This window comes from Salmonella enterica subsp. arizonae (assembly GCF_008692845.1).
Taxonomy (GTDB): Bacteria; Pseudomonadota; Gammaproteobacteria; order Enterobacterales; family Enterobacteriaceae; genus Salmonella; species Salmonella arizonae.
In genome coordinates this window covers 19,978-46,652 of the sequence record NZ_VXJW01000015.1, presented here as the reverse complement: position 1 = coordinate 46,652, position 26,675 = coordinate 19,978, and the positions used below count along the sequence as shown (strand labels likewise).

Genomic DNA, 26,675 nt, shown 5'->3' with positions numbered 1-26,675 from the left:
GCGGTACTGCGCTTACCGGGTCTACTCAGATAAGCTATTACAAAAACCATGCCAATATTTAACCTATTGAGATACCAATAAAATGCCCTGCAACACTGCGCAGGGCGTGGTGAAATTGACTAATTTTGGGTGAATTTTTAATACTTGTCCGCGACCAGTTTCAGCGCCTGTTCCAGTACACCAATATCCGCGCCAGCTTTATGGGCGTTTTCGCTCAGGTAGCGACGCCACTGCCGCGCGCCAGGTATACCCTGGAACAACCCCAGCATATGGCGAGTAATATGCCCCAGATACGTTCCCTGGCTCAATTCACGCTCAATATAGGGATACATGGCGCGAACCACCGCAACCGGGTCGGCATCAGTGGTATCGGCGCCGAAAATCTCCCGATCCACCGCGGCCAGTATACCCGGATTCTGATAAGCTTCGCGGCCAACCATGACGCCATCCATATGGCGCAGGTGCTCCTTCGCCTCTTCCAGCGATTTGATGCCGCCGTTAATGGACATGTTCAGGTGCGGAAAATCCCGCTTTAGCTGATATACGCGCGGGTAATCCAGCGGCGGGATCTCACGATTTTCTTTCGGGCTTAAGCCAGAAAGCCAGGCTTTGCGCGCATGGATAATAAACATTTCGCATTCGCCCTGACCGGAAACCGTATCGATGAAATCACACAGAAATGCATAACTGTCCTGATCGTCAATACCAATGCGGGTTTTCACCGTCACCGGAATCGAGACGACATCACGCATGGCTTTAACACAGTCTGCGACCAGTTGCGCATTGCCCATCAAACAGGCGCCAAACATACCATTTTGCACGCGATCGGAGGGGCAACCCACGTTGAGGTTAATTTCATCATAGCCACGCACTTCCGCCAGCTTTGCACAGTGCGTAAGCTGAGCCGGATCGCTTCCGCCAAGCTGCAGGGCAAGTGGATGCTCTTCTTCGCTGTAAGCCAGATAGTCACCTTTACCATGAATAATCGCGCCCGTGGTCACCATCTCGGTGTAGAGTAACGTCTGGCGAGACAGCAAACGCAGGAAATAGCGACAATGTCTGTCTGTCCAGTCGAGCATCGGCGCCACACTAAACCGACCACTCCAGTGGTTGTTAGTATTTTCAGCTATTGCGCTGGTTTGGCTGGTTTTTACCATTTCAAGATTACCGTGCATTTTTTGACATTTGAGTATATTTTTCTCTCATCGGGTTCCCACTCAGGCCCCATACACACGGAACCTGAAATGACGAGATAGCTTAATGGAATACTATAACATAGAGAAACGACTGAAATCCGATGACGAGCCATGCTGCCCCAGCACAACGTTGCTCAAGGAGAAAAGCGTCATCATAACTGCTCACGATTTACTGCAAAAAAATGCTGTACAGCCTTGAGAATAACAGGCGTTTAGGGGAGGGTAAAAAATTGTCACAGATATCCTTTCGGATTTACGAACTGGAATCTACGGTTTTCCCGTTATGCGTCGAAAAATATCGAGGCGTCGTCACGTACCCTCTAACCCACTCATTGGTTTCACGAAGATTCCAGTAATATTTTGTTTAGAACTCAATGATTACCTTCATGGCTTTTTCATTAGCTGCATGTTTAAAAACATCATAGGCTTTCTCAATATCGTTAAATTTAAAATGATGCGTTACTAGTTTTTCTGTCTGTAGCCTTCCTGAACAACAACTATTCATAAGCAAACCTGTCGTATTGGTATTCACTAGACCCGTTGTGATCGTCATGTTTTTACTCCACAGTTTTTCTATAGAAAATTTAACAGATTTTCCGTGAACACCAACATTAGCTAAATTGCCGCCTTCCTTAATAATACTCTGGCAAATATTCCAGGTTGGCTCAATACCCACAGCCTCAATAGCGCAGTCAACGCCACGCTGTTGGGTCAATGCCATAATTTTATTAATAGCATCCTCCTTCACTGAATTTACCGTATAATGTGCCCCCATTCCTTTAGCCATTGTTAACCGATTATCATCTATATCTACCATTATTATATTAGAAGGAGAATAAAGCTGTGAGGTTAACAGACAACTCATACCTACCGGGCCAGCCCCAACTATAGCTACCGTATCGCCTGGTTTTATCTCTCCGTTTAAAACACCGATTTCATGCCCTGTTGGTAAGGCATCAGATAACAAAACGCCAGTATCTTCATTAAGATTTTCGGGCAATAAATGTAATGAGTTATCTGCATAAGGGACACGGACATACTCCGCCTGCGTTCCATCAATCATATAACCCATGATCCACCCCCCTTCATTTTGACAGTGGGAATAAAGTTGTTTCTGGCAATTCTCACAAGAACCACACCGACTGATACAGGAAATAATAACTTTATCTCCTTTTTTAAATTTAGTTACAGATGATCCGGCCTCTTCTATAACACCTACACCCTCATGCCCCAGAATTCGACCATTAAACGTGCCGAACTTATTCAGTGCGGTCTCCTCAATCTCAGGGTTTTTTCCTTTAAGTATTCCCAGATCTGTCCCACAGATTGTGGTCTTAATCATCCGAATAATGACATCACCAGAATTAAGGATCTGTGGTTTTTGACGCTCTTCAAAACGAATGTCATGCTCACCATAATAGACCATTGCTTTCATAGAGATACTCCTTTTGGTTGTTGCAAAATTGTACTGTAATGGTTATTTTACAACTCTTTTGTGTAAGCCCCCTAACTTTGAAAAAAATATATCGAAACTTATACTATTTTTATAATCTGTTGATACTGGGAGGAGCGTGGTAAGCGGGCATTTTTATACAATAAGAAAATCATTCAAGTATAATATGGTATAACCCGTTAAATTATAAAGAATTAAATTTACCAGATAGCACAACCTGAATAACAAGGAGATAATGTTAACTATTCACCTGCTCATACTATGCAAGATGTGTTTCTTATTTTATAAGATAGAATTGTGCTACATATTCGTCATGTTGAAGAAAATAGTCTTAATAAATACAGTAGCCGCATGGCGAATAAAGAAATCAGGTTAAAAAAGAGGCGTCACTATAGCATAACGCTAAACCGGAGGCGTAGTACCTCCGGTGAAAACGCCTCAGAATGTCATCGTAAGCTGCGCGCCTGCCCCCCAGGTTTCATCTTCGCCGTACAGTCCCATTAAATCGAGATGCACGCGGTTAAAGGGCGCAAAGCCAAGACCGCCGGTAAACACATTGCTATCGTTGTTTTTCACATCCGCACGATACCCTACGCGCGCCGCCAGCCATGATAACGGCCGGACTTCAGTGCCAACGCCAACGTACTGTGAATTGTCTTCGCTCTTAAAGCCTTTCGTTTCCGTCAGATCGCCATCGGCGCTTACGGTCAGCAAATCGTTGTGCCATGCGACGCCCGCAGTGACCAGGGGGCGGATTTGGTACGTATCTTTGTAGTTGGTGGTTTCTCTCGTCATACCATTGGTGATGAAAATATCTTTCGTATCAATATCGCGAGACACCAGGTTTTGCCCGCTCAGACCCAGAGTCCAGTTTTTACCGACATCGGCAGCAACTCCCGCATCTACGTTAAAGCCGGTATCGTCGTTACGATAACGGCTGCTATTCCAATCGCTGCTATCGTAGTTATAAATTGATGTGGTGTAGTTATAAAGCCAGGTTTTTTGCAGTTTTGGCGTAACGCCAATGGAAACCGGCACGTCGCCCACCACAAACCGCTTCGCCAGCGCAATACCATAGTCAGATACAATCGCCACCCGCCCCGACGCGGTAGAGTTTAAATGCTTTGTAATTTCATCCGACCCCAGCAATGCAGCGCGTCCCGCTTCACGAAGCGCGATACTGTCATGATGCTGGATATCGCGCAGATACTGAATATCGTTCTGATCAATGGACGAACTCACGCGTCCGTGCGCATAACCTTTTGCGATAAATGCAACAGAAAGCGTTTGTCCTGGAATACTTACCGCCAACCCGGCGCCGGCATTGGCGCGGGCGGTTTTTCCGTTGAGATATTCCAGTTCATCGGCCAGATCGCGCGCGGCGCCCTGAAATTGATTCAGCACACCTCGCGGATTGAGCAAAATTTGCCCCAGCGTAAGGTTATCGACCACCTCATCGTAGTAATCAACTTTATCGCTGATATCATCAATTTCATCCTGCAGATTGTCTTTATCCGTGATTTGGACGCCGACCGCGGGAAGAACAACGGTGATAGTGTCTTCCGGTTTGGCTTTTGCCAGTAATGCCGGGTTTAACAGCACCCCGCTGCCATAATGCGCCGACGCTACGCCCGTCCCGCCCATCGCATCATTACGCGCTTCTGCCCAGGTATTGGCGGCGCTCGCCTGCTTTGCCATACAAAACGAGACCGCGATAGCAATTAGTGAAAGTTTAATGTTTTTGTTCACAGTTAACCCATCTTATTATCAGGTGAAGTAATCCCTCCGCCATACATTGCAGGGCAGAGGCGAACTATTGCTGTGAAATAGCTATGTTAAGGCCTGTTGTTATAATATCGACCCTCATTATGTATAGATGAGAATACTTGCCGGGAAAAGCTTAGCAGGCGATATATTGTCCCGGGGTAATTTCAGAGTTTTAAGCAGCTCGTGATAAAGTAGCAGATTAAACTTTCACGCCATTCGAGGTGCCACATGGAAAAGACCACAACGCAAGAGTTACTGGCGCAAGCTGAAAAACTCTGTGCGCAGCGCAACGTGCGCCTGACGCCCCAGCGCCTCGAAGTGCTGCGCCTGATGAGCCTGCAGCAGGGCGCGATCAGCGCATACGATCTGCTTGATTTGCTGCGCGAAACGGAACCACAGGCCAAACCGCCTACCATCTACCGCGCGCTGGATTTTTTGCTCGAACAGGGTTTTGTCCATAAAGTGGAATCCACCAATAGTTACGTGGTCTGCCACCTGTTCGACCAGCCAACGCATAGCTCGGCCATGTTTATCTGCGACCGTTGCGGCGTAGTGAAGGAAGAGTGCGCCGAAGGCGTGGAAGACATCATGCATACGCTGGCGGCTAAGATGGGTTTTGCGCTACGACATAACGTTATTGAGGCGCACGGACTGTGCCCTGAATGCGTAGAGGTGGAAGCATGTCGCTATCCGGGGGAGTGCGGACACGATCACTCGGTTTTGGTTAAGAAAAAACCGCGTTAGCCAGAGCGAAAAATGGGCGACGATAGCGAGGGTGCCGCCCATTTTCATAAGCAAACAGTGGGAAGCACATCCTTGTACTCTTGGTGGGGAGAACTTATTACCATCGATAGTTGTTACGGGTTTCCCAGTCAACAACCTCTTTTTCCGCCTGATCTTTCTGGTAACCGTAACGCTCCTGTATTTTACCTACCAACTGGTCGCGTTTACCTTCGATAACGGTCATATCGTCATCGGTCAGTTTGCCCCATTGTTCTTTCATTTTACCTTTAAACTGTTTCCAGTTACCGCCGGCTTCGTCTTTATTCATCACCTTGTCCTCATCATTCGGTTAGGAATAGCAAGTGTTATTCGCCCAAATGTACTGCAATTTCTGCTGGACGTGATATTAATTGTAGGCAGGAATTCGGCCTTCGGTTTTATATTCAGAATTTTTAACCGTCACGATTTGGCAAACCATGTACCATCGCGCCAGTGACGACGCCAGATAAAGGCCAATGACAGACCGCGAAGCGCCAGAAAAACGGTTAATGCCAGCCATAAAACATGATTTCCTGATAACGGCAAGGCGAGTAGCGTCAGCGCAAATCCCCCCGCAGCGACCGCCATGCTATTGCGCATTTCAGCGGCTCGCGTCGCGCCAATAAACATGCCGTCGAGCAGATAGCACCATACGCCCACCAGCGGTAGTATCACCTGCCAGATAAGATACCGATCAGCCAGTAGCTGTATTTGCGGCAACGAAGTCAGTAACGCGACAATATGTCCGCCTGCCAGGGCATAGACCGTGGAAAATAGCAGGGCCACTATTCCTGACTGCCGACACGCCGCTCGCCAGACCTCCAGTAGCTTGCTACCGTCACGCGCACCGTAAGCCTGACCGGAGTGCGCTTCCACCGCATAAGCAAAGCCATCCAACGCATAGGCCGTAAAGGTGAGTAAGGTCATCAGTACCGCATTCACCGCGATAATATCGCTGCCCAGCCGCGCGCCCAACACCGTGATCGCGCCAAAACAAAGCTGAAGAAGCAATGAGCGCAACATAATATCGCGGTTGAGCGCCAAAAGACGGCGTACGTTGCCACGCCAGGCCTGTTTTAGCATATCCAGCGACACGCCGCGGAGATGGAGGACTCTACGCACCATTATTAAGCCGATCAGTAATGTGGCATATTCGGCGATAACCGTCGCCAGGGCGGCGCCCTGTACGTTCATATGAAGTCCCATCACCAGACACAGGTCGAGCGCAATATTGAGGATATTGCCAACGACCAACAAGATAACGGGCGCCCGCGCGTACTGGACGCCTAGCAGCCAACCGAGCAGCACCAGATTCGCCAGTGACGCAGGAGCGCTTAGCCAACGAATTTCAAGGAAGCGCCTCGCCTGTACCAGGACAGCGTCGTTCCCGCCGACTATATGTAAAGCCAGTTCGATAAGCGGCGTGCGAAATAGCGCAATCATCATGCCAGCGCCCAGCGCCAGCAACAACGGCTGAACGAGCGCCCGTGCCAGCGCCCGCGGATTTTTAGCGCCAAATGCCTGAGCCGTTAGCCCGGTGGTGCTCATACGTAAAAATAGCAACAGCATGAAAAGAAAGCTGGTCGCAGTCGCTCCCACCGCTACGCCGCCCAAGTAAACCGGGCTGTCCAGATGACCAATCACCGCCGTATCGACCAGCCCCAGCAAGGGAACGGTGATGTTAGAAAAAATCATCGGCAGCGCGAGACGCCAGAGAGCTTTATCAGAGGAAGTAAAAAACGGCATGGAGACAAGCCTGACAAGAGGTTAAAAGAAACATGCGCATTGCCGGATGGCGGTGTAACGCCTTATCCGGCCTACAAATTAATCATCTCAGGAACTGCATTTCCCGTAGGCCTGATAAGCGCAGCGCCATCAGGCTACAAGACTGCCGGATAGCGGCGTACAAGGAGATTAATAAGAGATTACAGCCATTCCCCGTTGCGAATGACGCCTACCGCCAGCCCTTCAATCGTAAAGCTTTGCTCGCGCAGATCCACCACTATCGGTGTAAACTCGCTGTTTTCCGGCAACAGTTCCACTTTATTGCCCTGTTTTTTCAGGCGTTTTACTGTCACTTCATCGTCGATGCGAGCAACAACCACCTGGCCGTTGCGGACATCCTGCGTTTTATGTACTGCCAGCAAATCCCCATCCATAATACCGATGTCTTTCATCGACATACCGCTCACGCGCAGCAGGAAATCGGCGCTGGGTTTGAACAGAGAAGGATCGACCTGGTAATGGCCTTCAATATGCTGCTGCGCCAGTAGCGGTTCACCCGCCGCGACACGCCCGACAAGCGGTAATCCGTCCTCTTCTTCCTGTAACAAACGGATCCCTCGCGATGCGCCGGAAACAATTTCAAGCACCCCTTTGCGCGCCAGCGCTTTAAGGTGTTCTTCCGCCGCGTTTGGGGAACGGAACCCCAAACGCTGCGCGATTTCCGCACGCGTCGGTGGCATACCTGTCTGGCTGATGTGATCCCGAATGAGATCAAACACCTCTTGTTGCCTGGCCGTTAACGCTTTCATTCCGCCCCCTGGGTGTATATACAGTCATGCTGTGAGTATATACAGTTAAAGGTGATTTTGGAACCACAAACAGCGCAAAAAACAAGAGAATTATAAAATTTGGAACCCTTATCGAAAATGTGACCATAACAGGATTCCCCAAGTCATCAGGGCAACGAAAATAGATAGCAGCACCGCAGCCGAGCCCATATCTTTCGCGCGGCCGGAAAGCTCATGATATTCAGAACCGATTCGGTCAACGACCGCTTCAATAGCGCTGTTGAGGATTTCAACGATCATGATAAGTAAAACGGAACCTATCAATAACACACGGGTAATCGCATCCACATCCAGCCAGCAGGCGATAATGACGCCCAGCAATACCGCAAGGCTTTCCTGGCGAAACGCGGCTTCATGAGTCCATGCGGCGCGAAATCCTTTCCAGGAATACCCTGCCGCTTTGATAATTCTGGTGAATCCAGTGGTATTATTGGCCATCAAAAGAACCTTTTTACATTATTAACGTCAATGGCATTATACGGTTGCCCCTACGATTCGGGCTGCCGTAACGCAGCGCGAAGTATGACGGGATACAACAGAAATTCGCTAAACTTTCTGATATCCTTGCAGCGCATTTGCATTGTTAACCAGAGGCTTTACATCGTTTATGTCCGGCTGGCCACGAATTTACTACAAATTACTGAATTTACCACTAAGCATACTGGTAAAAAGCAAGTCTATTCCGGCGGAACCCGCTCAGGAATTGGGACTCGATACTTCTCGTCCCATTATGTATGTCTTGCCATACAACTCAAAAGCAGACTTACTGACGTTGCGCGCTCAATGTCTGGCGCACGATCTCCCGGATCCGCTGGAGCCGCTGGAAATCGACGGCGCGCTGCTGCCGCGCTATGTATTTATTCACGGCGGGCCGCGCGTCTTTACGTATTACACCCCAAAAGAAGAGTCGGTTAAACTTTTTCACGATTATCTCGATCTGCACCGTGGCAATCCGGCTTTGGATGTACAGATGGTGCCCGTTTCCGTGATGTTTGGCCGCGCGCCGGGTCGTGAAAAGGGAGAAGTGAATCCGCCTTTACGTATGTTGAACGGCGTACAGAAATTTTTTGCCATCTCCTGGCTGGGTCGCGATAGCTTTGTCCGATTCTCGCCTTCCGTCTCGTTGCGTCGCATGGCTGATGAACACGGCACCGATAAAATTATCGCGCAGAAACTGGCGCGCGTGGCGCGCATGCATTTTGCTCGCCAGCGGCTGGCGGCAGTTGGCCCGCGCCTGCCCGCTCGTCAGGATCTGTTTAATAAACTGCTGGCTTCGAAAGCTATCGCCCGCGCGGTAGAAGACGAAGCGCGCAGTAAGAAAATCTCTCATGAAAAAGCGCAGCAAAACGCCATTGCGTTGATGGAAGAGATCGCGGCGAACTTCTCTTACGAGATGATTCGTTTGACCGATAGGATTCTGGGTTTTACCTGGAACCGACTTTACCAGGGGATTAACGTCCATAACGCCGAGCGCGTACGCCAACTGGCGCACGACGGGCATGAAATTGTCTATGTGCCCTGTCACCGCAGCCATATGGACTATTTGCTCCTTTCTTATGTGCTGTACCATCAGGGACTGGTACCGCCGCACATTGCCGCCGGTATCAACCTTAACTTTTGGCCCGCCGGCCCGATTTTCCGCCGTCTGGGCGCGTTCTTTATTCGTCGCACCTTTAAGGGCAACAAACTCTATTCCACCGTCTTTCGCGAATATCTGGGCGAGCTGTTCAGCCGCGGCTACTCCGTAGAATATTTTGTCGAAGGGGGGCGTTCGCGTACCGGACGTTTGTTAGATCCGAAAACCGGCACGCTGTCGATGACCATCCAGGCTATGCTGCGCGGCGGTACCCGCCCGATTACGTTAGTGCCTATTTACATCGGCTATGAGCACGTCATGGAAGTGGGAACCTATGCGAAAGAACTGCGCGGCGCGACAAAAGAGAAAGAGAGTCTGCCGCAGATGTTGCGTGGTCTGAGCAAGCTGCGCAATCTGGGTCAGGGCTACGTTAACTTTGGCGAACCTATGCCGCTTATGACGTATCTGAACCAGCATGTGCCGGAGTGGCGCGAATCTATCGACCCAATAGAGGCAATACGCCCGGCCTGGCTGACGCCGACGGTCAATAGTATCGCCGCCGATCTGATGGTGCGTATTAACAACGCTGGCGCGGCAAACGCTATGAACCTATGTTGTACCGCGCTATTGGCATCGCGTCAGCGCTCGCTTACCCGCGAACAGCTCACCGAGCAACTTGATTGTTATCTCGATCTAATGCGCAACGTGCCTTATTCCACGGACTCAACCGTTCCTGCCGCCAGCGCTGGCGAACTCATCGATCACGCGCTGCAGATGAATAAGTTTGAGGCCGAGAAAGACACCATTGGCGATATCATCATTCTGCCGCGCGAGCAGGCGGTGTTGATGACCTACTATCGCAACAATATCGCGCATATGCTGATTATGCCTTCGCTGATGGCGGCGATTATCACCCAACATCGCCGCATTTCGCGTGATGCCTTGCAGCAGCATGTTGAAGCGCTCTATCCGATGTTAAAAGCGGAGCTGTTCCTGCGCTGGGAGCGCGAGGAGTTAGCCTCGGTCATTGACGCGCTGGCCAGTGAAATGCAGCGTCAGGGGCTAATTACCCTGCAGGATAACGAACTGCATATCAACCCGGCGCATTCCCGTACGCTGCAACTGCTGGCGGCAGGCGCGCGCGAAACGCTACAGCGTTATGCCATTACGTTCTGGCTGTTGAGCGCCAATCCGTCCATCAACCGCAGTACGCTGGAGAAAGAAAGCCGTACCGTGGCGCAACGTCTGTCTGTCCTGCACGGTATTAACGCGCCGGAGTTTTTCGACAAAGCGGTGTTCAGTTCACTCGTGTTGACGCTACGGGATGAGGGTTATATCAGTGATACGGGCGATGCCGAACCGGCAGAAACGATGAAGATATATCAGATGCTTGCCGATCTGATTACCTCTGATGTCCGTCTGACGATTGAAAGCGCGACGCAGGGCGAGTAAGCCAGTGCCTGAAATGCCCGATGGCGTAAGCTTATCGGGCGACTGATATGACGTATTGAAAATTTTGGCTTTGTAGGCCGGGTCCGCCCGGCATGACATCAGAAGTGCCAGTAACTCATCGCCAGGCCTAAAAATAGCACCAGGCCAACGTAGTTATTATTCATAAAAGCTTTAAAGCAGGCTTCACGCTCACGGTTGGCGATTAGTTTTTGCTGGTACGCAAACAGCGCGCCCGCCACCAGCACAGCCCAGTAATATCCCCCCCCCAGACCATTCAACCAGCCGATCAGCGCCATTAACGCCATTACGCCAAGCTGCAGAATCCCGATAATCAATTTGTCATAACGACCAAACAAAATCGCGGTCGATTTAATGCCTATCTTGATATCGTCATCTCTGTCGACCATCGCATATTGCGTGTCGTAAGCCACCGCCCAGAGAATATTGGCGAGGAACATCAGCCAGCAGCTTAGTGGCAGGGATTCGCTCACCGCAGCGAACGCCATGGGAATTGACCAGCCAAAAGCGGCACCCAACACTACCTGCGGCAGGTGGGTATAGCGTTTCATAAAGGGATAAACCCAGGCAAGCGCCAGCGCCGCCACGGAAAGCAGGATCGTCATGACGTTCAACGTCATCACCAGCAGAAACGCCAGCAACACCAGCACCACAAACAGGTTGCGCGCTTCTTTCTCTGTCACGGCGCCGCTGGGTAAAGGCCGGTTGACCGTACGTTTTACATGTCCGTCAAATTTGCGATCGGCATAATCATTTACCACGCAGCCCGCCGCGCGCATTAACCACACGCCAGCGACAAAAACCGCCAAAATCCATAGCTGAGGCATACCCGGCGTCGCCACCCATAGCGCCCAAAGCGTCGGCCAGAGCAGCAGCAACGCGCCAATAGGCTTATCTGTACGCATCAAACGGTGAAACGCCAGCAGCTTACTCTGCGTCAGACTCCACTCCATCTTTATCTTCCTCTTAGTACAGCGGCGATGCAGGTAAAAAAAGCTCGGTGAGCAACAGCGGTTTTCCGCTTAACCGCAGGCGAGAGCGGCGTCCCCACAGGGTTGCATCGCGTCCAATTTCAATAAAATCGCGGGTCAGTGTCGATGATGTAAATAGATAACGTCCAAGCGGGGTTCTACCCAGATGTTGTAAGACCTGTTCAGGTCCGCACAGCGTAGATTCCGGTACCACGGTACGTCCGGCAAGCCAGGGTTCGCCGTCAGCGCAAAGGAGTATCTCACGTAACCAGTAGCGGGCTTCGGATGGCAGTAAACCTGACGCTTCCTCGACCTCGCTTTGGCCGACAAATGCCTCCCGAATCAACGTTACGCTTACCCGCTTTCCCTGCTGCTCAAAACGTTTGGTCATGGAATCTTCCAGCAATAACCAGTCCCGTAAATGGGGCTCAAGCGCAGGAATCGCATCAAAATAGCGCAGCGCACGTAGTTGCGTTAACGCAGGGTGTGACATGCCTTACTCTCCGATTCATAACCTAAAGTCATTGTATCTCAGAAAAGGCATTACGGGGGGCGCAATCACAATTAAGTGATCTGTTGCGCAACAAAAAAATAACAATTCGCATGAAATGATAAAAAAAGGTGCGCCAGGAGACGCACCAGTTGTTGCAAAATCAGCAATGTGGGGAAACAGTTACCCCTTGCCTTTTACACTGCTGATAAAGGTGGAACGGGCAGATGTCGATCCCAGACGTTCCGCCTCATCAAGCAGTTTCAACGCTTTATCGACGTCGCCTTTCGCTACAGCATCCTTAATCGCTTTATTAAAGTAGCTTTCCGTATCGTTCAACATCGGTTCGCTTTTCTTCGGCGCGACTGGCGCAGGCGCAGCGACCGGCGCGGCGGTATTGCCTACCGTTACCGGCCCGGTACCGGACGAGCCAAACAGCGGCCCGACCAATACGCTGGAGCTGCTGTTGGTTTTCACCTTCAGTTTCACCACGCCGTCAGTGGTATGGCGAGCAACCGGATCGGGAATATCCGGGATAGAGTTACCGACGCCTTTGGCATAGGCTTTTGCCGGATCGAGCAGCGTGGTGGTTTGCTGAAGATCTTTTTCGGTCGTAAACACCAGAACATAGAGTTTCTGCTGCCCCAACGCAGGCGTCAGGCGCATCACGCCTTCCAGCCGATCTGCGCTCATGACGCCCGGCTGCTGATAAGTAAAATAACTGCTGGGGAAGAACGCCGAAGGCGTCATATTTTGGTCAAGAATCAACACGTTTGGCGCAAAAACGCTGGCTTGCTTATTGACCTCGCTGGTCAGAGTTAATGTCAGCTCGCCGATATTCGCCGGAACGCTATAAGCGGCGACCGGGCCGGTAATGCCGGCAACTTCAAGGCGCTGACCGCCAGTCGCCAGTTGGGTAGACTGCGTTTTTGACTGGTCTACAGGCGTCCAGGTTAATTGCTGTAGCGCGGCAGCAGGAATAGCGGGCGCGGCGCTGGTATTTTGCGGTACATAGTTCACTTCCGCCAGGCTGATACCCGGCACGCTGGCGAATAGCCCTGCGGTTAAACAGAGGGCGACGAGACTTTTCTTCATTTTCATTATTCTCACCTCAATAAGGCGGGTTCAGCGATAGCCAGGCAATAGCGCGCCAACCCAAACATATCGCCGGATGGCGGCTGGCGCCTGATCCGGCTTACAAGCATCATCAGACCTTACGTTTCAGAGGAGCTTGCGCGCCTCGTTACGCCAGATGACCGCCGTATTACCACCAGATTTCCATCTGGGCGCCGAAGGTCCACTCATCGCTGTCGCCACGGCTATTGGTGGAAATACCGGAGTTAGCCGCTGCGGCATAACGGGAAATGTTATCGCCGTCTTTGATATAGCCCCACTTCTCATCCCATTTCGCGTAGGTGGCGAAAATACGGATAGCCGGACGCGACCAAATGCTGTCGCCCGCCTGCCACTGTTGCGCCAGGGTGATTTTATATTGATTGTTACGATCGCCGGTCTGCTGAGATTTCACGTTATCGTAGCCGACTTCCAGCAGGGTACTCATGATTGGCGTCCACTTGTACATTGGACGTACGCCCACAGTCCACCACTCGGTACCCAGGTTATTATCCCAATCGATATTCTGGTACATACCGACATACATCAAATCCCATTTGTCACCAAGCGAGATGGCGCCATGATCTAAAATACGCCACATATCGCCATTATTATTGATGACCTTATTGGCGTAATTAATTTTGGTTCCATCAGGCAATACTTCGGTGAAAGATGAAGAACCGTCGGAACCGCGAGCCTGACCTTTACCCTGCGTGGTCATGGCATCGATGGCATATTGCACGACAAACTTGTTATAGCCTTTCAACATGCTTTGCGTGTGTTCTGCGGTGAACATCCAGCCGTCTTTCGATGCCCCATCCGCCAGCTTATAACCATCGGTCGTATTGGCGCGACCGTAATCAACACCCAACTCCAGTACGCCGTCAGGGTTCGTTTGCAGACCAGCCAGACGGACATCAAAGACGTCGTTAGCAGTATCTTTCACTTGATCATAAATATTCTGGCTGCTGAAGGTATAAGAGCCGCCCGCTTCAGTAGAGCGGGTCGCCGCCAGTGAAAGCTTACCGAAGCCCAGATCGATATTTTCGATACCCGCGCCAGGACCAGAAATATCCCAGTAGTAGAAGTCGATCATGTGTACGTCATGACGCTGATAGAAGCGCTTACCGGCCCAGATGGTGGAGCCAGGCAGCCATTCAATCAGGTTTTTCCCCTGCACGTTCGCTTCGCGGAAGGCAGGATCGGTCGATTCCCAGTCGTTCTGCTGGTTAACCGAATAGGCGACGTTGGTGTCGAAATAGAAGCTCTTGTCGCCCTCTTTCCATACTTCCTGGCCCAGTTTCAGTTCCGCATAGGTTTCACATTCGTTACCGAGACGGTATTTACTTTGGGCACCGGTCACCTGAAAACACTGTTGTTCGCCGCCGCCTCCCGTCCAGCCAATACCGGAACGGGCGTAACCGTGGAAATCGACAGCCATTGCCTGAGCGGACATGACGCCCGCAGCGACAGCAACCGCCAGAGGGAGTTTGCGCAGAGTAATCATCATTCTATCTCCTGAGATCATTGCTTTTCTTTAAACGCTGCCACCTTCTAAAACTGCGAATGGTTTTGCGTTTCGTTTTTTTATGGAGGCCTTAAACACCCGGCTCTTGATGCAGACGACGACATGCGCTGCCATCCTCGCGGAACAGATGACAGCGCTCTGGCGGCAGGCCGATAGCGAATGTCGCGCCCTCTTCTACCAACACCACGTCATTCTGGCGATAAACCAGGTTTTGACGGATGGCGGGGATCTGGATATGAATTTGTGTTTCGTGCCCTAACTGCTCGACCACCTGGACTTCGCCTGCCAGGGTGACATCGGCGATATCGCTCGGCAGCAGGTGTTCCGGACGAATGCCTAAAGACATATTGGCGCCAACCTGCACGCCGCGACTTTCGACGGGCAACCAGATTTGCTGACGATTCGGCAGTTCGACCTGGACCTGTTCAATCGCGGTAGCGGTCACTTTCACCGGCAGGAAGTTCATCTTCGGCGAACCGATAAAGCCCGCGACAAAGCGGTCCGCCGGATAGTGGTACAACTCCAACGGCTTACCGATCTGCGCGACGCGACCGGCGTCCAGCACCACGATTTTGTCGGCCAGCGTCATCGCCTCGACCTGATCGTGGGTGACGTAAATCATCGTGCGGCCCAGACGTTTATGCAGGCGAGATATTTCAATGCGCATCTGCACGCGCAGCGCGGCGTCCAGGTTAGAAAGCGGTTCGTCCAGCAGGAACACGCGCGGCTCAGCCACCAGCGTGCGGCCAATCGCCACGCGCTGACGCTGACCGCCGGAAAGCGCCTTTGGCTTACGCTCCAGCAGATGCGCCAGTTGCAGCACTTCCGCCACCTGGTTGACGCGTTGATTCATCACCTCTTTTTTGGCGCCCGCCAGCTTGAGGCCGAAAGACATGTTTTCTGCAACGGAGAGATGGGGATAGAGCGCATAAGACTGGAACACCATGCCCACGCCGCGCTCAGCAGGCGGAATATCATTCATACGGGTTTCCCCGATAAACAGATCTCCGTGAGTAATGGTTTCAAGCCCGGCGATCATGCGCAGTAAGGTCGATTTACCACAGCCTGACGGTCCCACAAACACCACGAATTCCCCATCATGGATATCGAGGTTGATATCTTTCGATACCACCACGTCACCCCAGGCTTTCGTTACATTTCGTAGTTGCACGCTCGCCATGCCCTTCTCCCTTCGTTACAACCTGTCATTGACAGCAACATTCATGATGGCCTGACTATGCGCGATCCCTGGCTGGCGTAAATCCTCCACCCCCGGCTTTTTTATGGGGGAGGAGGCGGGAGGATGAGTGCGCCGCGCCTGAGACCACGGGCTCGGACAGAAAAGGAATTTCGTGATGCCGTCCGCAAAAATCGGCGTGTTTTTATGTGCGCCAACACGCATTACTCACATTTATGTAACACAGATCACATAAAGCGAGGGTGGGGCGTAGGGGCGGGGAGGATGGAAAGAGGTTGTCGTATAAAGAAACTAGAGACCGTTAAACCACCTCTGTGTAAATCACCAAAAAGGATGGGAGATATGAAGATTAAAACTGGCGTAGGCATCCTCGCATTATCCGCACTCACGACGATGATGATTTCCGCTCCGGCTCTCGCCAAAATTGAAGAAGGTAAACTGGTTATCTGGATCAACGGCGACAAGGGCTATAACGGTCTGGCCGAGGTCGGTAAAAAATTTGAGCAAGACACAGGCATTAAAGTGACCGTTGAGCACCCGGATAAGCTGGAAGAGAAATTCCCGCAGGTGGCAGCCACCGGCGACGGTCCTGACATTATCTTCTGGGCGCACGACCGTTTTGGCGGCTACGCGCAGTCTGGTCTGCTGGCGGAGGTCACTCCGGATAAAGCGTTTCAGGACAAACTCTATCCGTTCACCTGGGATGCGGTACGCTATAACGGCAAGCTGATCGCCTACCCCATCGCCGTTGAAGCCCTCTCCCTGATTTATAACAAAGACCTCGTTCCGAACCCGCCGAAAACCTGGGAAGAGATCCCGGCACTGGATAAGGAGCTGAAAGCGAAAGGGAAATCGGCGCTAATGTTCAACCTGCAAGAACCGTATTTCACCTGGCCTCTGATCGCTGCCGACGGCGGTTACGCGTTCAAATTTGAAAACGGCAAGTATGACGTGAAAGACGTTGGCGTCGACAACGCTGGCGCGAGAGCGGGTCTGACGTTCCTGATCGATATGATCAAGAACAAAAACATGAGCGCCGATACCGATTACTCCATCGCCGAAGCGGCCTTCAATAAAGGCGAAACGGCAATGACCATCAACGGCCCGTGGGCGTGGTCAAACATCGACAAGAGCAAAGTAAACTACGGTGTCACCCTGCTGCCGACCTTCAAAGGAAAATCCTCGAAACCGTTTGTGGGCGTGCTGAGCGCCGGGGTTAACGCCGCCAGCCCGAATAAAGAGCTGGCGAAAGAGTTCCTCGAAAACTACCTGCTGACCGACCAGGGCCTGGAGGCAGTGAACAAAGATAAACCGCTGGGCGCCGTGGCGCTGAAATCCTTCCAGGAGCAGTTAGCGAAAGACCCGCGTATCGCCGCCACCATGGATAACGCCCAGAAAGGCGAGATCATGCCGAATATTCCGCAGATGTCCGCCTTCTGGTATGCGGTACGAACGGCTGTAATCAACGCCGCTAGCGGCCGTCAGACCGTGGATGCCGCGCTGAAAGATGCACAAGGTCGTATCACCAAGTAATACGGTTTCCCTTATTTTTTAGGGAATCAGGTTTATTGAATACGTTGTTACGCGAAATCATTCGCGCTACATCGAGGCGGCAAGGAGGCAAATCCCCAGGAGCTTACATAAGTAAGTGACTGGGGTGAGCTTCCGCAGCCAACAAAGAGGTAGTGCGAAGGATAAAGCGTAAAGAGGAAGATCCCCATGGATGTCATTAAAAAGAAACATTGGCGGCAAAGCGACCGACTCAAATGGTCAGTGATTGGTTTTCTAGGCCTGCTGGTGGGTTACCTTGTAGTTTTAATGTACGTACAAGGGGAGTATCTGTTCGCCATCATGACGCTGATTTTAAGCTCTGCTGGCCTGTATATTTTCGCGAATCGTAAAACCTACGCCTGGCGCTACGTATACCCTGGCCTCGCCGGAATGGGGCTGTTTGTGCTATTCCCGCTGGTTTGTACCATCGCCATCGCCTTTACCAACTACAGCAACACCAACCAACTCACCTTTGAACGCGCCCAGCAAGTGCTGATGGATCGTTCTTATCAGGCAGGCAAAACCTATAACTTCGGTCTTTACCCGGCAGGCGATGAGTGGCAACTGGCCCTCACCGACGGCGAGACGGGCAAAAATTACCTCTCCGACGCGTTTTCCTTCGGCGGCGAACAAAAACTACAGCTAAAAGAGACTGATACCCTGCCGGGCAGCGAACGCGCTAATCTGCGGATAATCACTCAAAACCGTCTGGCGCTGAATCAGATAACCGCCGTCTTGCCGGATGAAAGTAAAGTGATTATGAGCTCACTGCGTCAGTTTTCCGGCACCCGCCCATTGTACACACTGGCTGATGACGGCCTGCTCACCAATAACCAGAGCGGCGTAAAATACCGGCCAAATAACGATATCGGTTATTATCAGTCGATCAACGCTGACGGAAGCTGGGGGGATGAAAAACTCAGTCCCGGCTATACCGTCACTATCGGCGCAAAAAACTTTACGCGTGTCTTTACCGACGACGGGATCCAGAAGCCCTTTTTCGCTATTTTCGTCTGGACCGTGGTCTTCTCGGTTCTCACTGTAGCGCTAACTGTGGCAGTTGGGATGGTATTGGCCTGCCTCGTGCAGTGGGAAGCGCTGAAAGGTAAAGCTATCTACCGCGTACTGCTGATTCTGCCCTACGCCGTTCCCTCTTTTATTTCAATTTTGATCTTCAAAGGATTATTCAACCAAAGCTTTGGCGAAATCAATATGATGCTGGGCGCGCTGTTCGGCATTAAACCCGCCTGGTTCAGCGACCCCAACACCGCGCGGGCAATGGTGATTATCGTGAATACCTGGCTGGGCTATCCCTACATGATGATTCTGTGCATGGGGTTGCTAAAAGCGATCCCGGACGACCTGTACGAAGCCTCGGCAATGGATGGCGCCGGTCCGTTCCAGAACTTCTTTAAAATCACCTTACCGCTGCTGATTAAACCGCTGACGCCGCTGATGATAGCCAGCTTCGCCTTTAACTTTAATAATTTCGTACTGATTCAACTATTGACCAACGGCGGGCCAGACCGTCTCGGCACCACCACGCCAGCCGGTTATACCGATCTGCTCGTCAGCTATACCTACCGTATCGCCTTTGAAGGCGGCGGTGGTCAGGACTTTGGTCTGGCGGCGGCGATTGCCACGCTGATCTTCCTGCTGGTAGGCGCGCTGGCAATAGTGAACCTGAAAGCCACGCGTATGAAGTTTGATTAAGGGAGATAACAACAATGGCTATGGTCCAACCCAAATCTCAAAAATTACGTCTCTTCATCACACATCTGGGGCTACTGATTTTCATCGCGGCGATTATGTTCCCACTGCTGATGGTCATCGCCATCTCACTACGTGAAGGAAACTTCGCCACCGGGAGCCTGATCCCAGATAAAATATCCTGGGAGCACTGGCGGCTGGCGCTGGGTTTCAGCGTGGAACATGCGGATGGTCGGGTAACGCCGCCTCCCTTCCCGGTACTGCTGTGGCTGTGGAACTCCGTCAAAATCGCCGGTATTACCGCCATCGGCATTGTGGCGCTCTCCACCACCTGCGCCTACGCTTTCGCACGGATGCGTTTTCCAGGTAAAGCGACGTTGCTCAAAGGGATGCTGATTTTCCAGATGTTTCCGGCGGTATTGTCTCTGGTGGCGCTGTATGCGTTATTCGACCGACTGGGACAATACATTCCATTTATCGGTCTGAATACGCATGGCGGCGTGATCTTCGCCTATCTTGGGGGCATCGCGCTGCATGTCTGGACGATTAAAGGCTACTTCGAAACTATCGACGGCTCGCTGGAAGAAGCCGCGGCGCTGGATGGCGCAACGCCATGGCAGGCATTCCGCTTGGTGTTGTTGCCGCTTTCCGTACCGATTCTGGCGGTGGTGTTTATTCTGTCGTTTATCGCGGCGATTACCGAAGTTCCGGTCGCGTCGTTGTTACTGCGCGATGTAGACAGCTATACGCTGGCCGTGGGTATGCAGCAATATCTCAACCCGCAAAACTATTTGTGGGGCGATTTTGCCGCCGCCGCCGTACTTTCCGCTATTCCTATCACCCTGGTGTTCCTGTTGGCGCAGCGCTGGCTGGTCAACGGCCTGACGGCAGGGGGTGTAAAAGGCTAACCTTTGTTATACCAGCCCGGAAACGGGCAATGCCACTGTCCTCAACTTATGTTATCCCCACTTATGGTCGTATTTCGGCGCTCTTCGGAGCGCCTTTTTTATGCTTCACAAGCAGCGGATGGTTTTATGTTATTTGGTAATGCCGTTATGATTATTTTCTTTTGTGCTTCTTATCACGGAAAATATATTACCAAATTCATTTTCGACACATTAAACAGAATTAAGATCACAGAAAAGATATAACGTAATGGTAATGTAAAAAATGATAATTGTCTTCCCTACCGGTTAAAACCACCATCATCCACACTGACAAAATGGCTGCATCATCTAAGGCAGGTCTGGATGAATACCCAATATAATTCCCGCTATATTTTTTCGATTACCTTAGTCGCAACATTAGGAGGGTTATTATTCGGCTATGATACCGCTGTTATTTCCGGTACCGTCGAGTCATTAAACACTGTTTTTGTCGCTCCGCAGCAGTTAAGTGAATCCGCCGCCAACTCGCTGTTAGGCTTTTGTGTTGCCAGCGCACTGATTGGCTGTATCATCGGCGGCGCGATTGGCGGCTACTGTAGTAACCGTTTTGGTCGTCGAGATTCTTTAAAAATCGCTGCCCTGTTGTTTTTTATTTCCGGCGTAGGTTCTGCCTGGCCGGAATTAGGGTTTACCACCATTAATCCCGACAACGCCGTACCGGTTTATTTAGCTGGATACGTCCCGGAATTTGTCATTTATCGCATTATTGGTGGGATTGGCGTCGGCTTAGCCTCAATGCTGTCACCGATGTATATTGCCGAACTGGCCCCTGCCCATATTCGTGGCAAACTGGTCTCATTTAACCAGTTCGCCATTATTTTTGGACAACTACTGGTTTACTGCGTGAACTATTTTATTGCCAAATCCGGCGACGCCACTTGGCTGAATTCAAATGGCTGGCGATATATGTTTGCCTCTGAATGTATTCCGGCGCTGCTCTTTTTACTGCTGCTGTATACCGTACCGGAAAGCCCGCGCTGGCTGATGGCGCGCGGCAGAAATGACCAGGCGGAAAATATTCTGCGCAAAATTATGGGGACATCGCTGGCCGCGCTGGCGGTGCAGGAGATTAACCTGTCGCTGCAACATGGTCGCAAAACGGGCGGACGCCTGCTGATGTTTGGCGCAGGTGTGATTGCGATTGGCGTCATGCTGTCTGTCTTTCAGCAATTTGTTGGGATTAACGTGGTACTGTATTACGCGCCGGAGGTCTTTAAAACTCTGGGCGCCAGTACCGATGTCGCGCTGCTACAAACAATCATTGTCGGCGTTATTAACCTGAGCTTTACCGTTCTGGCCATCATGACGGTAGATAAATTTGGCCGCAAGCCGCTGCAAATTATCGGCGCGTTGGGGATGGCTTTAGGGATGTTTAGCCTCGGCACCGCCTTTTACACTCAGGCGCCGGGCATCGTGGCGCTGCTATCGATGCTGTTCTACGTCGCCGCATTCGCTATGTCCTGGGGACCGGTCTGCTGGGTATTGCTGGCAGAAATCTTCCCCAATGCCATTCGCGGCAAAGCGCTCGCCATTGCTGTCGCCGCGCAGTGGTTGGCGAACTACTTCGTCTCCTGGACCTTCCCAATGATGGATAAAAACTCGTGGCTGGTCGCTCATTTCCACAACGGTTTTTCCTACTGGATCTACGGTGTGATGGGCGTTCTGGCGGCGGTATTCATGTGGAAGTTTGTACCGGAGACCAAAGGCAAAACGCTGGAAGAACTTGAGGAATTATGGACGCCAGCAGAAGAGAAAGCGCCGAAAGCCGCCATACAATAAGCTGATTTATCGCCACGCCGTACGTCCGTTACGGTGTGGCGACGCCTATTCTCGCCTTAGTCGGTTCGAATTACATAACCACAAAGTGATAACCAGCAATAGGATCGCCGCCGAATAGAGTAATACATCCATTGGCGTTTTATGATCGACAATGATCAGGCGCACTATCGCCGTGATCCCAATGTACACAAAATAGCGCAACGGAAAGTGAAAGCCAGACTTAAAGTACTTCACAATCAGCGCAATAAATTCGAAATAAAGAAAGTAGATCACCAGCCCTTCCACCAGTTCATATTTACTGGCTTGCTCAGGCACGAATAACGCATCCGCCAGATGCACTGTCTCTTTACCGAGAAAAAGGACCAGGATCAGGCCGAGGGTAAGCAGCCCCAAATTCAGTACGTTTTGTAAAATAGTGGCGATGAGCTCAAGATGTGAGCGCGATAATGACATCATAACAGCCCCTCTTTCTCTGTAGCGAGGCTTCTGTATAACGCAAAAATGTGACGAACATCTATATTTTTTATTTATGTTTAAATTTTATTCAATAAGATGATTTGCCGGACAGCGCCGCGAACGCCTTATCCGGCCTGAATATTAACGGAAATTCACGTTCCGGTCGCTGGTCATATCATACAGGCCAAACTTACGGCCAAGCTGTTGACCACCATCACGCGTCAGCGGCGTCCAGCCAATTGCCGCGCGGCTACGGGTTGGGCCGGACGAGAAGAGATCCAGCGGCACGGAGATGTATACGCCTTTGGTAAAATCTCCTTCCCCATATTCATCCGGCGATGCGTCGGTAATTGTCGCGTAACCGCCGACAACGACGCCGCTATCGAAGCGTTTGGCAATCTCCAGCGTACCGCCTTTATCGCCCGCCAGATACTGACCTACGCTGGCTTTCACCAGCACATCCTGGGCGAACGACGGCGTCCAGTATGCGGTCAAATGTCCGGTCTTCACGCTGTAATCGGTGAACTTCATCATATCCTGCGCGCTACGCCAGTCACGCTGTTTCACATAGTTGGCATCCAGACCAAACGCCCAATTGCTGTCCACCGGGCGATACAGTACTTCCGCCCCGGCACCGCCAAACATAGTCTCCAGATAACCGCCGTAGACCTGCCCATAGAAACCATTGCCAAAATACTGGAAGTAGTTGGCCTGTAGGTTATTCACATAGACATCATTCTGCACATACTCGCGAACATGCGTACGCACCCGCGGCAGATGCGAATCCTTCGGCGGGTTAGTGTAGTTAAATTTGTCGTAGTTGTTGGCGATATTGGCAAACACGCTGCCCGTGGTGAGCAGGTGATCCGTAACCCACAGATCCGCCGTTCCCATCACGCCCAACTGATACATATAGAAGTTTTCCGGGCCACCTACCGACTGGCTCAGCACGGGATCGAGATGAAAATCAAGGCGTGATTTGTCGATATACCAGCCCTGCTCGGTGCTCTCTGGCACGATCGGCTCCACACGTTTTTGCGCCAGCGGCGTTTCATGTCCCAGCGGTTCGCCTTCCAGATGGCGTTTCAGGCTGGCGACATTGGTTTCGGTGGTGACCTGCGGCAGGTTAAGGCGGTTTTCCGTCACGCGGATCGTGCGGATCCCCTCCGGCAGATCGTTCATGACGATCCGGTTAGCGCGCACGATCCCTTCACGGGCGTCACGATACTTCACCTGTTCGCCGGTAACGTACAGCGTATCGCCTTTGACCTGAATTTTTGGGTCCGCCAGACCGGCATTATATTTCAATAGTGTCAGTTGATTAGCCACTACCGAATGTTGCAGGATGGCATCCTGCGGCTGCGGTCGGTATTGCGGGCGTGAATTATCATTATACGAGGGGCGTAAGTCGTTGAAATTGGTACGTAGCGTGACGCCAAACATGACAGTGTTGCCACGCTCGTAGCTGAGGTTAACGTCGGCCCAATCGGTGACGCGGTAAAGGGCGCCGACATTAAACTTGCTCTTCTGTTCTAGTTTACCCGCAAAATCATGCTGATAGTTATTGCCTTCATACTCCAGCTTCAGGCGTAGCGGTTGCCACGGGGTTTGGTATTCCACGCCGCCAAATAGCGAAGCTGGACCGTGGAACATATCGCTACCGTGGACGGAACCCGCCTCTTTATAGCTGTTATCGCGTGAACAGAATTTATCACTATACGAACAGAAAGGATTAGACACATTGCCGCTGGCGCCAAGATAGCCCCAGCCGAGACCTAATGAAAAATCAAACGGTCCCCAGGCCTTACTCGCCACAATATATTCCGCATCGAACAACCCCGTCCCGCCGATATCGCGCGCGCCAACCGCCACCTGCGGCATCCAGTAACTCTCTTCCCACAACCGCAATTTCACATCAAACGCTTTATCCTTGTAAGTCTGGTCGCCGGAGAATGATTCCACGCTGCTGTACTTTTTCGTGCGGACATCGGTATAGCGCAACGTGGTTTCCAGCCACGGGAAAAGCTGAACAGAAGCAGAGTAGTAGCGGTACTGATCGTTATCGCGATAGTTCAGGCTCATCTCTCCTTCACGTGCCATACGCGCTGTCGGCGTTTGCAGCAAGCCCACGCCGCCAAAGTCAGATTGTGAAGGCCCAATGGGGGCCGGATATGTTTCGGCATGGCAGGCCGCGCTAATGCCCAGCGCCAGCACGCTGAGCAAATGTGTTTTTTTCATTATTCCGGTATCCGCTGCGTCAGGGTATGAAGAGTGTCGGCATTTATCGCCTCCGGCGTACCGCGCCAGCGGGAACTGGCAAAGCCGACAAAAATGATGCTGCCGGGCATCGGCTCGATATGACGCTTATTCCAGTAAGCCACCGGCGCTTTTTGGCTGCGTCCGTCAGGGTAAACCACCCAGGCATAGCTACGATCCGCGCCGCTGAGTAAGCGTTGACCATCGAGATAGCTGGCAACATCCCGTCCAGGGATAAACGGCTGGCTGCCCGGTCGACTAATCAAACCGAAGAGCGTAATCTGCGTGGGTTGCGGTCCGACCCAAAGCGTGTAATTTCCTTGCAGCGGCGGATTGCCGCGTTCGCTCACGCGAACAACGTCAGGATCAAGATTCACGAATTGTCTTCCCGTCACCTTCACCGCCTGAATCTGCCGGCGCAGCGCGTTTATCGCAGCAGCAGCATCGCCATTTTCCTCAGTGCTGAGCGCCGCCAGTCGCCCGAGGAGTTCCTGTTGCTGCTGACGCGCCGTAGCGGTCGCCTTTTCTTCACCTATCACCGCCGCAGGCCACCAGCTCGTCGCCAAGCGCGGCTGTCCGACTAAATCGAGCAGACGCCCGGCATCCGTCAGCGTCTTAGGCTCGTTATGACCTTTGATAAAAACCGTAACAGTGCCGCTGGCAAAGGCGGATGACGCGACAAAGACCAGCGCCAGCGCGCTTATCGTCCTTTTCATCATAATTTTGCCGCCTTAATCAACGTGGTTTTCACCGGAAAGTAATTCGCGCCCAGATACTGCTCCGACTGGCGAATTTGGCCTTCGCTATCAACCCAGTAGCGGTTACGCCAGCGCGTTTGATCGGTCATCACCTCTTCATCCAATACCCGAACGGCGGTATCCTCGCTACCGACGCTAACGCTATCGGTTCCTTGCCAGGTAAAGATGGAACGGGCGGCGGCATAACGTACCTGGCGATGTTCGGTCCAGCCCAGGGTGCGGGTCCAGGTCACGCCATCAACAATCTGTCCTGGTTTCGCCAGTGGGTCAGCCGCCAGATTATTCACATCGATCAGGTTGTCGCCGCCGAGCTGAGTTTTGACCAGACGGCCATGCTGCGTCACGATCGTTGCGCCATCCTGCGTCACCCATTTCTGCTGCCCGTTTTCCGAAAAAGCGAGCGCCACAAACAGTTGAGGACCGCCATTAAGCTGCATGTACTGGCTGGCATAAGGCATGTTTTGAATATCGTCATCCGTTAGCTGCACGCCCGACGTACCAAACAAACTGTCCCACAGTGAATTGCCCAAGCCTTTAGTGGTGGCCGAACACGCCTGTAATAGCAGGCAAATCAGGATAAGTGCGGGTCGCTTCACGACGCTTCTCCAGAGAGGCAAAATAACCACACCGGAGTGTGGTTATGGTTAAACGTACCGATACTACTGGGTACTGGTGGTCGTGGTGGTCGTGGTTCCGGTATTAGAACCATCGCCGCCGCCGGTAGCCGCTAACGCGACGCCCACCGCCGAACTTACGGTGCTAACGCGGGTGGCGGAGGAGCTTCCCGCCGATACCGACGTCGCTGCCGCCCCTGCCGCTTCACCCACCTGAACAGGGGTCGCCGAGACAGATGTCGCCGCAAGCGCGGTTATGGCAAAAATGCCATACAGTACTTTTTTCATCATAATTTCCCTTCATTGAATGAATGGAGATTTACCCAAAAGAATTTCGGGCGCTACCGAGTATACACAACCAAAGCTGGCGGATTGCGTCAGGGAGAAATAACAGCGATGTTTTAGGATAATTAAACTTTAAAGGAATAATACATATTTTATTTAATAAATAATTAAATAAAAATCAATAACTTAAAATTAAATTAAAAAACAAAATCATCCGTATAA

Annotated in this window: 23 protein-coding genes and 1 pseudogene; 6 read left to right on the top strand and 18 right to left on the bottom strand. The window is 51.7% G+C overall.

Annotated features, from left to right (window positions below; all coding sequences use genetic code 11):
• Positions 1–137: 137 nt before the first annotated feature.
• From dusA to F4V61_RS19895, 3 genes are all read right to left on the bottom strand, one after another.
• On the bottom strand, positions 138–1,175 hold the full coding sequence (gene dusA, locus F4V61_RS19905) for a tRNA dihydrouridine(20/20a) synthase DusA (RefSeq protein ID WP_000546120.1): 1,038 nt from the start codon (positions 1,173–1,175) through the stop codon (positions 138–140).
• Positions 1,176–1,560: 385 nt separating this feature from the next.
• Entirely contained in the window at positions 1,561–2,631 is a 1,071-nt protein-coding gene (locus tag F4V61_RS19900) for a zinc-dependent alcohol dehydrogenase family protein (RefSeq protein ID WP_000646534.1), read from the bottom strand.
• A 456-nt stretch (positions 2,632–3,087) separates the two neighbouring features.
• Entirely contained in the window at positions 3,088–4,398 is a 1,311-nt protein-coding gene (locus tag F4V61_RS19895) for a conjugal transfer protein TraF (RefSeq protein ID WP_001038784.1), read from the bottom strand.
• A gap of 246 nt (positions 4,399–4,644) precedes the next feature.
• Between F4V61_RS19895 and zur the strand changes: the two genes are divergently transcribed.
• Positions 4,645–5,160 carry a zinc uptake transcriptional repressor Zur gene (zur, locus tag F4V61_RS19890; RefSeq protein ID WP_000416273.1) on the top strand — a complete coding sequence of 172 codons (516 nt, stop codon included), beginning with the start codon at positions 4,645–4,647 and terminating at the stop codon, positions 5,158–5,160.
• A 97-nt stretch (positions 5,161–5,257) separates the two neighbouring features.
• Here the strand turns inward: zur and F4V61_RS19885 are convergent, their stop codons facing one another.
• The 5 genes and pseudogenes from F4V61_RS19885 to F4V61_RS19870 all read right to left on the bottom strand — a co-directional run bounded on the left by F4V61_RS19885 (position 5,258) and on the right by F4V61_RS19870 (position 8,189).
• Positions 5,258–5,467 (bottom strand): CsbD family protein, encoded by a 210-nt coding sequence (locus F4V61_RS19885; protein WP_001030592.1) that lies wholly within the window; start codon positions 5,465–5,467, stop codon positions 5,258–5,260.
• A 21-nt stretch (positions 5,468–5,488) separates the two neighbouring features.
• Positions 5,489–5,602, bottom strand: a pseudogene (locus tag F4V61_RS22540) (hypothetical protein).
• Positions 5,599–6,924, bottom strand: coding sequence for an MATE family efflux transporter DinF (gene dinF / locus F4V61_RS19880; RefSeq protein WP_058818943.1), 1,326 nt, complete (start codon positions 6,922–6,924; stop codon positions 5,599–5,601). Before dinF ends, F4V61_RS22540 begins: the two are co-directional and overlap by 4 nt.
• 179 nt (positions 6,925–7,103) lie before the next feature.
• Positions 7,104–7,712: a transcriptional repressor LexA gene (gene lexA / locus F4V61_RS19875; RefSeq protein ID WP_000646079.1), complete on the bottom strand. Its 609-nt coding sequence runs from the start codon at positions 7,710–7,712 to the stop codon at positions 7,104–7,106.
• A gap of 108 nt (positions 7,713–7,820) precedes the next feature.
• Positions 7,821–8,189, bottom strand: a complete 369-nt coding sequence (locus tag F4V61_RS19870) for a diacylglycerol kinase (RefSeq protein WP_000002902.1) — start codon at positions 8,187–8,189, stop codon at positions 7,821–7,823.
• A 169-nt stretch (positions 8,190–8,358) separates the two neighbouring features.
• Between F4V61_RS19870 and plsB the strand changes: the two genes are divergently transcribed.
• Complete coding sequence (gene plsB / locus F4V61_RS19865) at positions 8,359–10,779, top strand: glycerol-3-phosphate 1-O-acyltransferase PlsB (RefSeq protein ID WP_012210697.1); 2,421 nt, start codon at positions 8,359–8,361, stop codon at positions 10,777–10,779.
• Positions 10,780–10,877: 98 nt separating this feature from the next.
• Here the strand turns inward: plsB and ubiA are convergent, their stop codons facing one another.
• The 5 genes from ubiA to malK all read right to left on the bottom strand — a co-directional run bounded on the left by ubiA (position 10,878) and on the right by malK (position 16,079).
• Positions 10,878–11,750 carry a 4-hydroxybenzoate octaprenyltransferase gene (gene ubiA / locus F4V61_RS19860; protein ID WP_000455252.1) on the bottom strand — a complete coding sequence of 291 codons (873 nt, stop codon included), beginning with the start codon at positions 11,748–11,750 and terminating at the stop codon, positions 10,878–10,880.
• 13 nt (positions 11,751–11,763) lie between these two features.
• Complete coding sequence (gene ubiC / locus F4V61_RS19855; protein ID WP_000019221.1) at positions 11,764–12,261, bottom strand: chorismate lyase; 498 nt, start codon at positions 12,259–12,261, stop codon at positions 11,764–11,766.
• 180 nt (positions 12,262–12,441) lie between these two features.
• Positions 12,442–13,359 carry a maltose operon protein MalM gene (gene malM, locus F4V61_RS19850; RefSeq protein ID WP_000782500.1) on the bottom strand — a complete coding sequence of 306 codons (918 nt, stop codon included), beginning with the start codon at positions 13,357–13,359 and terminating at the stop codon, positions 12,442–12,444.
• Between the two features lie 163 nt (positions 13,360–13,522).
• Entirely contained in the window at positions 13,523–14,881 is a 1,359-nt protein-coding gene (locus F4V61_RS19845) for a maltoporin (protein WP_080161171.1), read from the bottom strand.
• An 88-nt stretch (positions 14,882–14,969) separates the two neighbouring features.
• Complete coding sequence (gene malK, locus F4V61_RS19840) at positions 14,970–16,079, bottom strand: maltose/maltodextrin ABC transporter ATP-binding protein MalK (RefSeq protein ID WP_079782316.1); 1,110 nt, start codon at positions 16,077–16,079, stop codon at positions 14,970–14,972.
• Between the two features lie 360 nt (positions 16,080–16,439).
• Between malK and malE the strand changes: the two genes are divergently transcribed.
• The 4 genes from malE (at position 16,440) to xylE (ending at position 22,084) form a co-directional block, all read left to right on the top strand.
• Positions 16,440–17,630: a maltose/maltodextrin ABC transporter substrate-binding protein MalE gene (gene malE / locus F4V61_RS19835; RefSeq protein WP_058818946.1), complete on the top strand. Its 1,191-nt coding sequence runs from the start codon at positions 16,440–16,442 to the stop codon at positions 17,628–17,630.
• A gap of 186 nt (positions 17,631–17,816) precedes the next feature.
• Entirely contained in the window at positions 17,817–19,361 is a 1,545-nt protein-coding gene (malF, locus tag F4V61_RS19830) for a maltose ABC transporter permease MalF (protein ID WP_080161170.1), read from the top strand.
• Between the two features lie 14 nt (positions 19,362–19,375).
• A complete protein-coding gene (malG, locus tag F4V61_RS19825; RefSeq protein WP_001252079.1) occupies positions 19,376–20,266 on the top strand; it encodes a maltose ABC transporter permease MalG in 891 nt (296 codons plus the stop codon).
• A 342-nt stretch (positions 20,267–20,608) separates the two neighbouring features.
• On the top strand, positions 20,609–22,084 hold the full coding sequence (xylE, locus tag F4V61_RS19820) for a D-xylose transporter XylE (RefSeq protein ID WP_001097248.1): 1,476 nt from the start codon (positions 20,609–20,611) through the stop codon (positions 22,082–22,084).
• Positions 22,085–22,129: 45 nt separating this feature from the next.
• Here xylE and psiE read toward each other — a convergent pair whose 3' ends face one another.
• From psiE to yjbE, 5 genes are all read right to left on the bottom strand, one after another.
• Positions 22,130–22,540, bottom strand: a complete 411-nt coding sequence (psiE, locus tag F4V61_RS19815; protein ID WP_000987347.1) for a phosphate-starvation-inducible protein PsiE — start codon at positions 22,538–22,540, stop codon at positions 22,130–22,132.
• Positions 22,541–22,681: 141 nt separating this feature from the next.
• Positions 22,682–24,778 (bottom strand): YjbH domain-containing protein, encoded by a 2,097-nt coding sequence (locus F4V61_RS19810; protein WP_079828706.1) that lies wholly within the window; start codon positions 24,776–24,778, stop codon positions 22,682–22,684.
• Entirely contained in the window at positions 24,778–25,515 is a 738-nt protein-coding gene (locus tag F4V61_RS19805) for a capsule biosynthesis GfcC family protein (protein WP_079782320.1), read from the bottom strand. The genes F4V61_RS19810 and F4V61_RS19805 overlap by 1 nt, the downstream gene beginning before the upstream one ends.
• On the bottom strand, positions 25,512–26,150 hold the full coding sequence (locus F4V61_RS19800; protein ID WP_079828707.1) for a YjbF family lipoprotein: 639 nt from the start codon (positions 26,148–26,150) through the stop codon (positions 25,512–25,514). The genes F4V61_RS19805 and F4V61_RS19800 overlap by 4 nt, the downstream gene beginning before the upstream one ends.
• Before the next feature lie 63 nt (positions 26,151–26,213).
• A complete protein-coding gene (yjbE, locus tag F4V61_RS19795; RefSeq protein ID WP_141029339.1) occupies positions 26,214–26,456 on the bottom strand; it encodes an exopolysaccharide production protein YjbE in 243 nt (80 codons plus the stop codon).
• Positions 26,457–26,675: the final 219 nt, after the last annotated feature.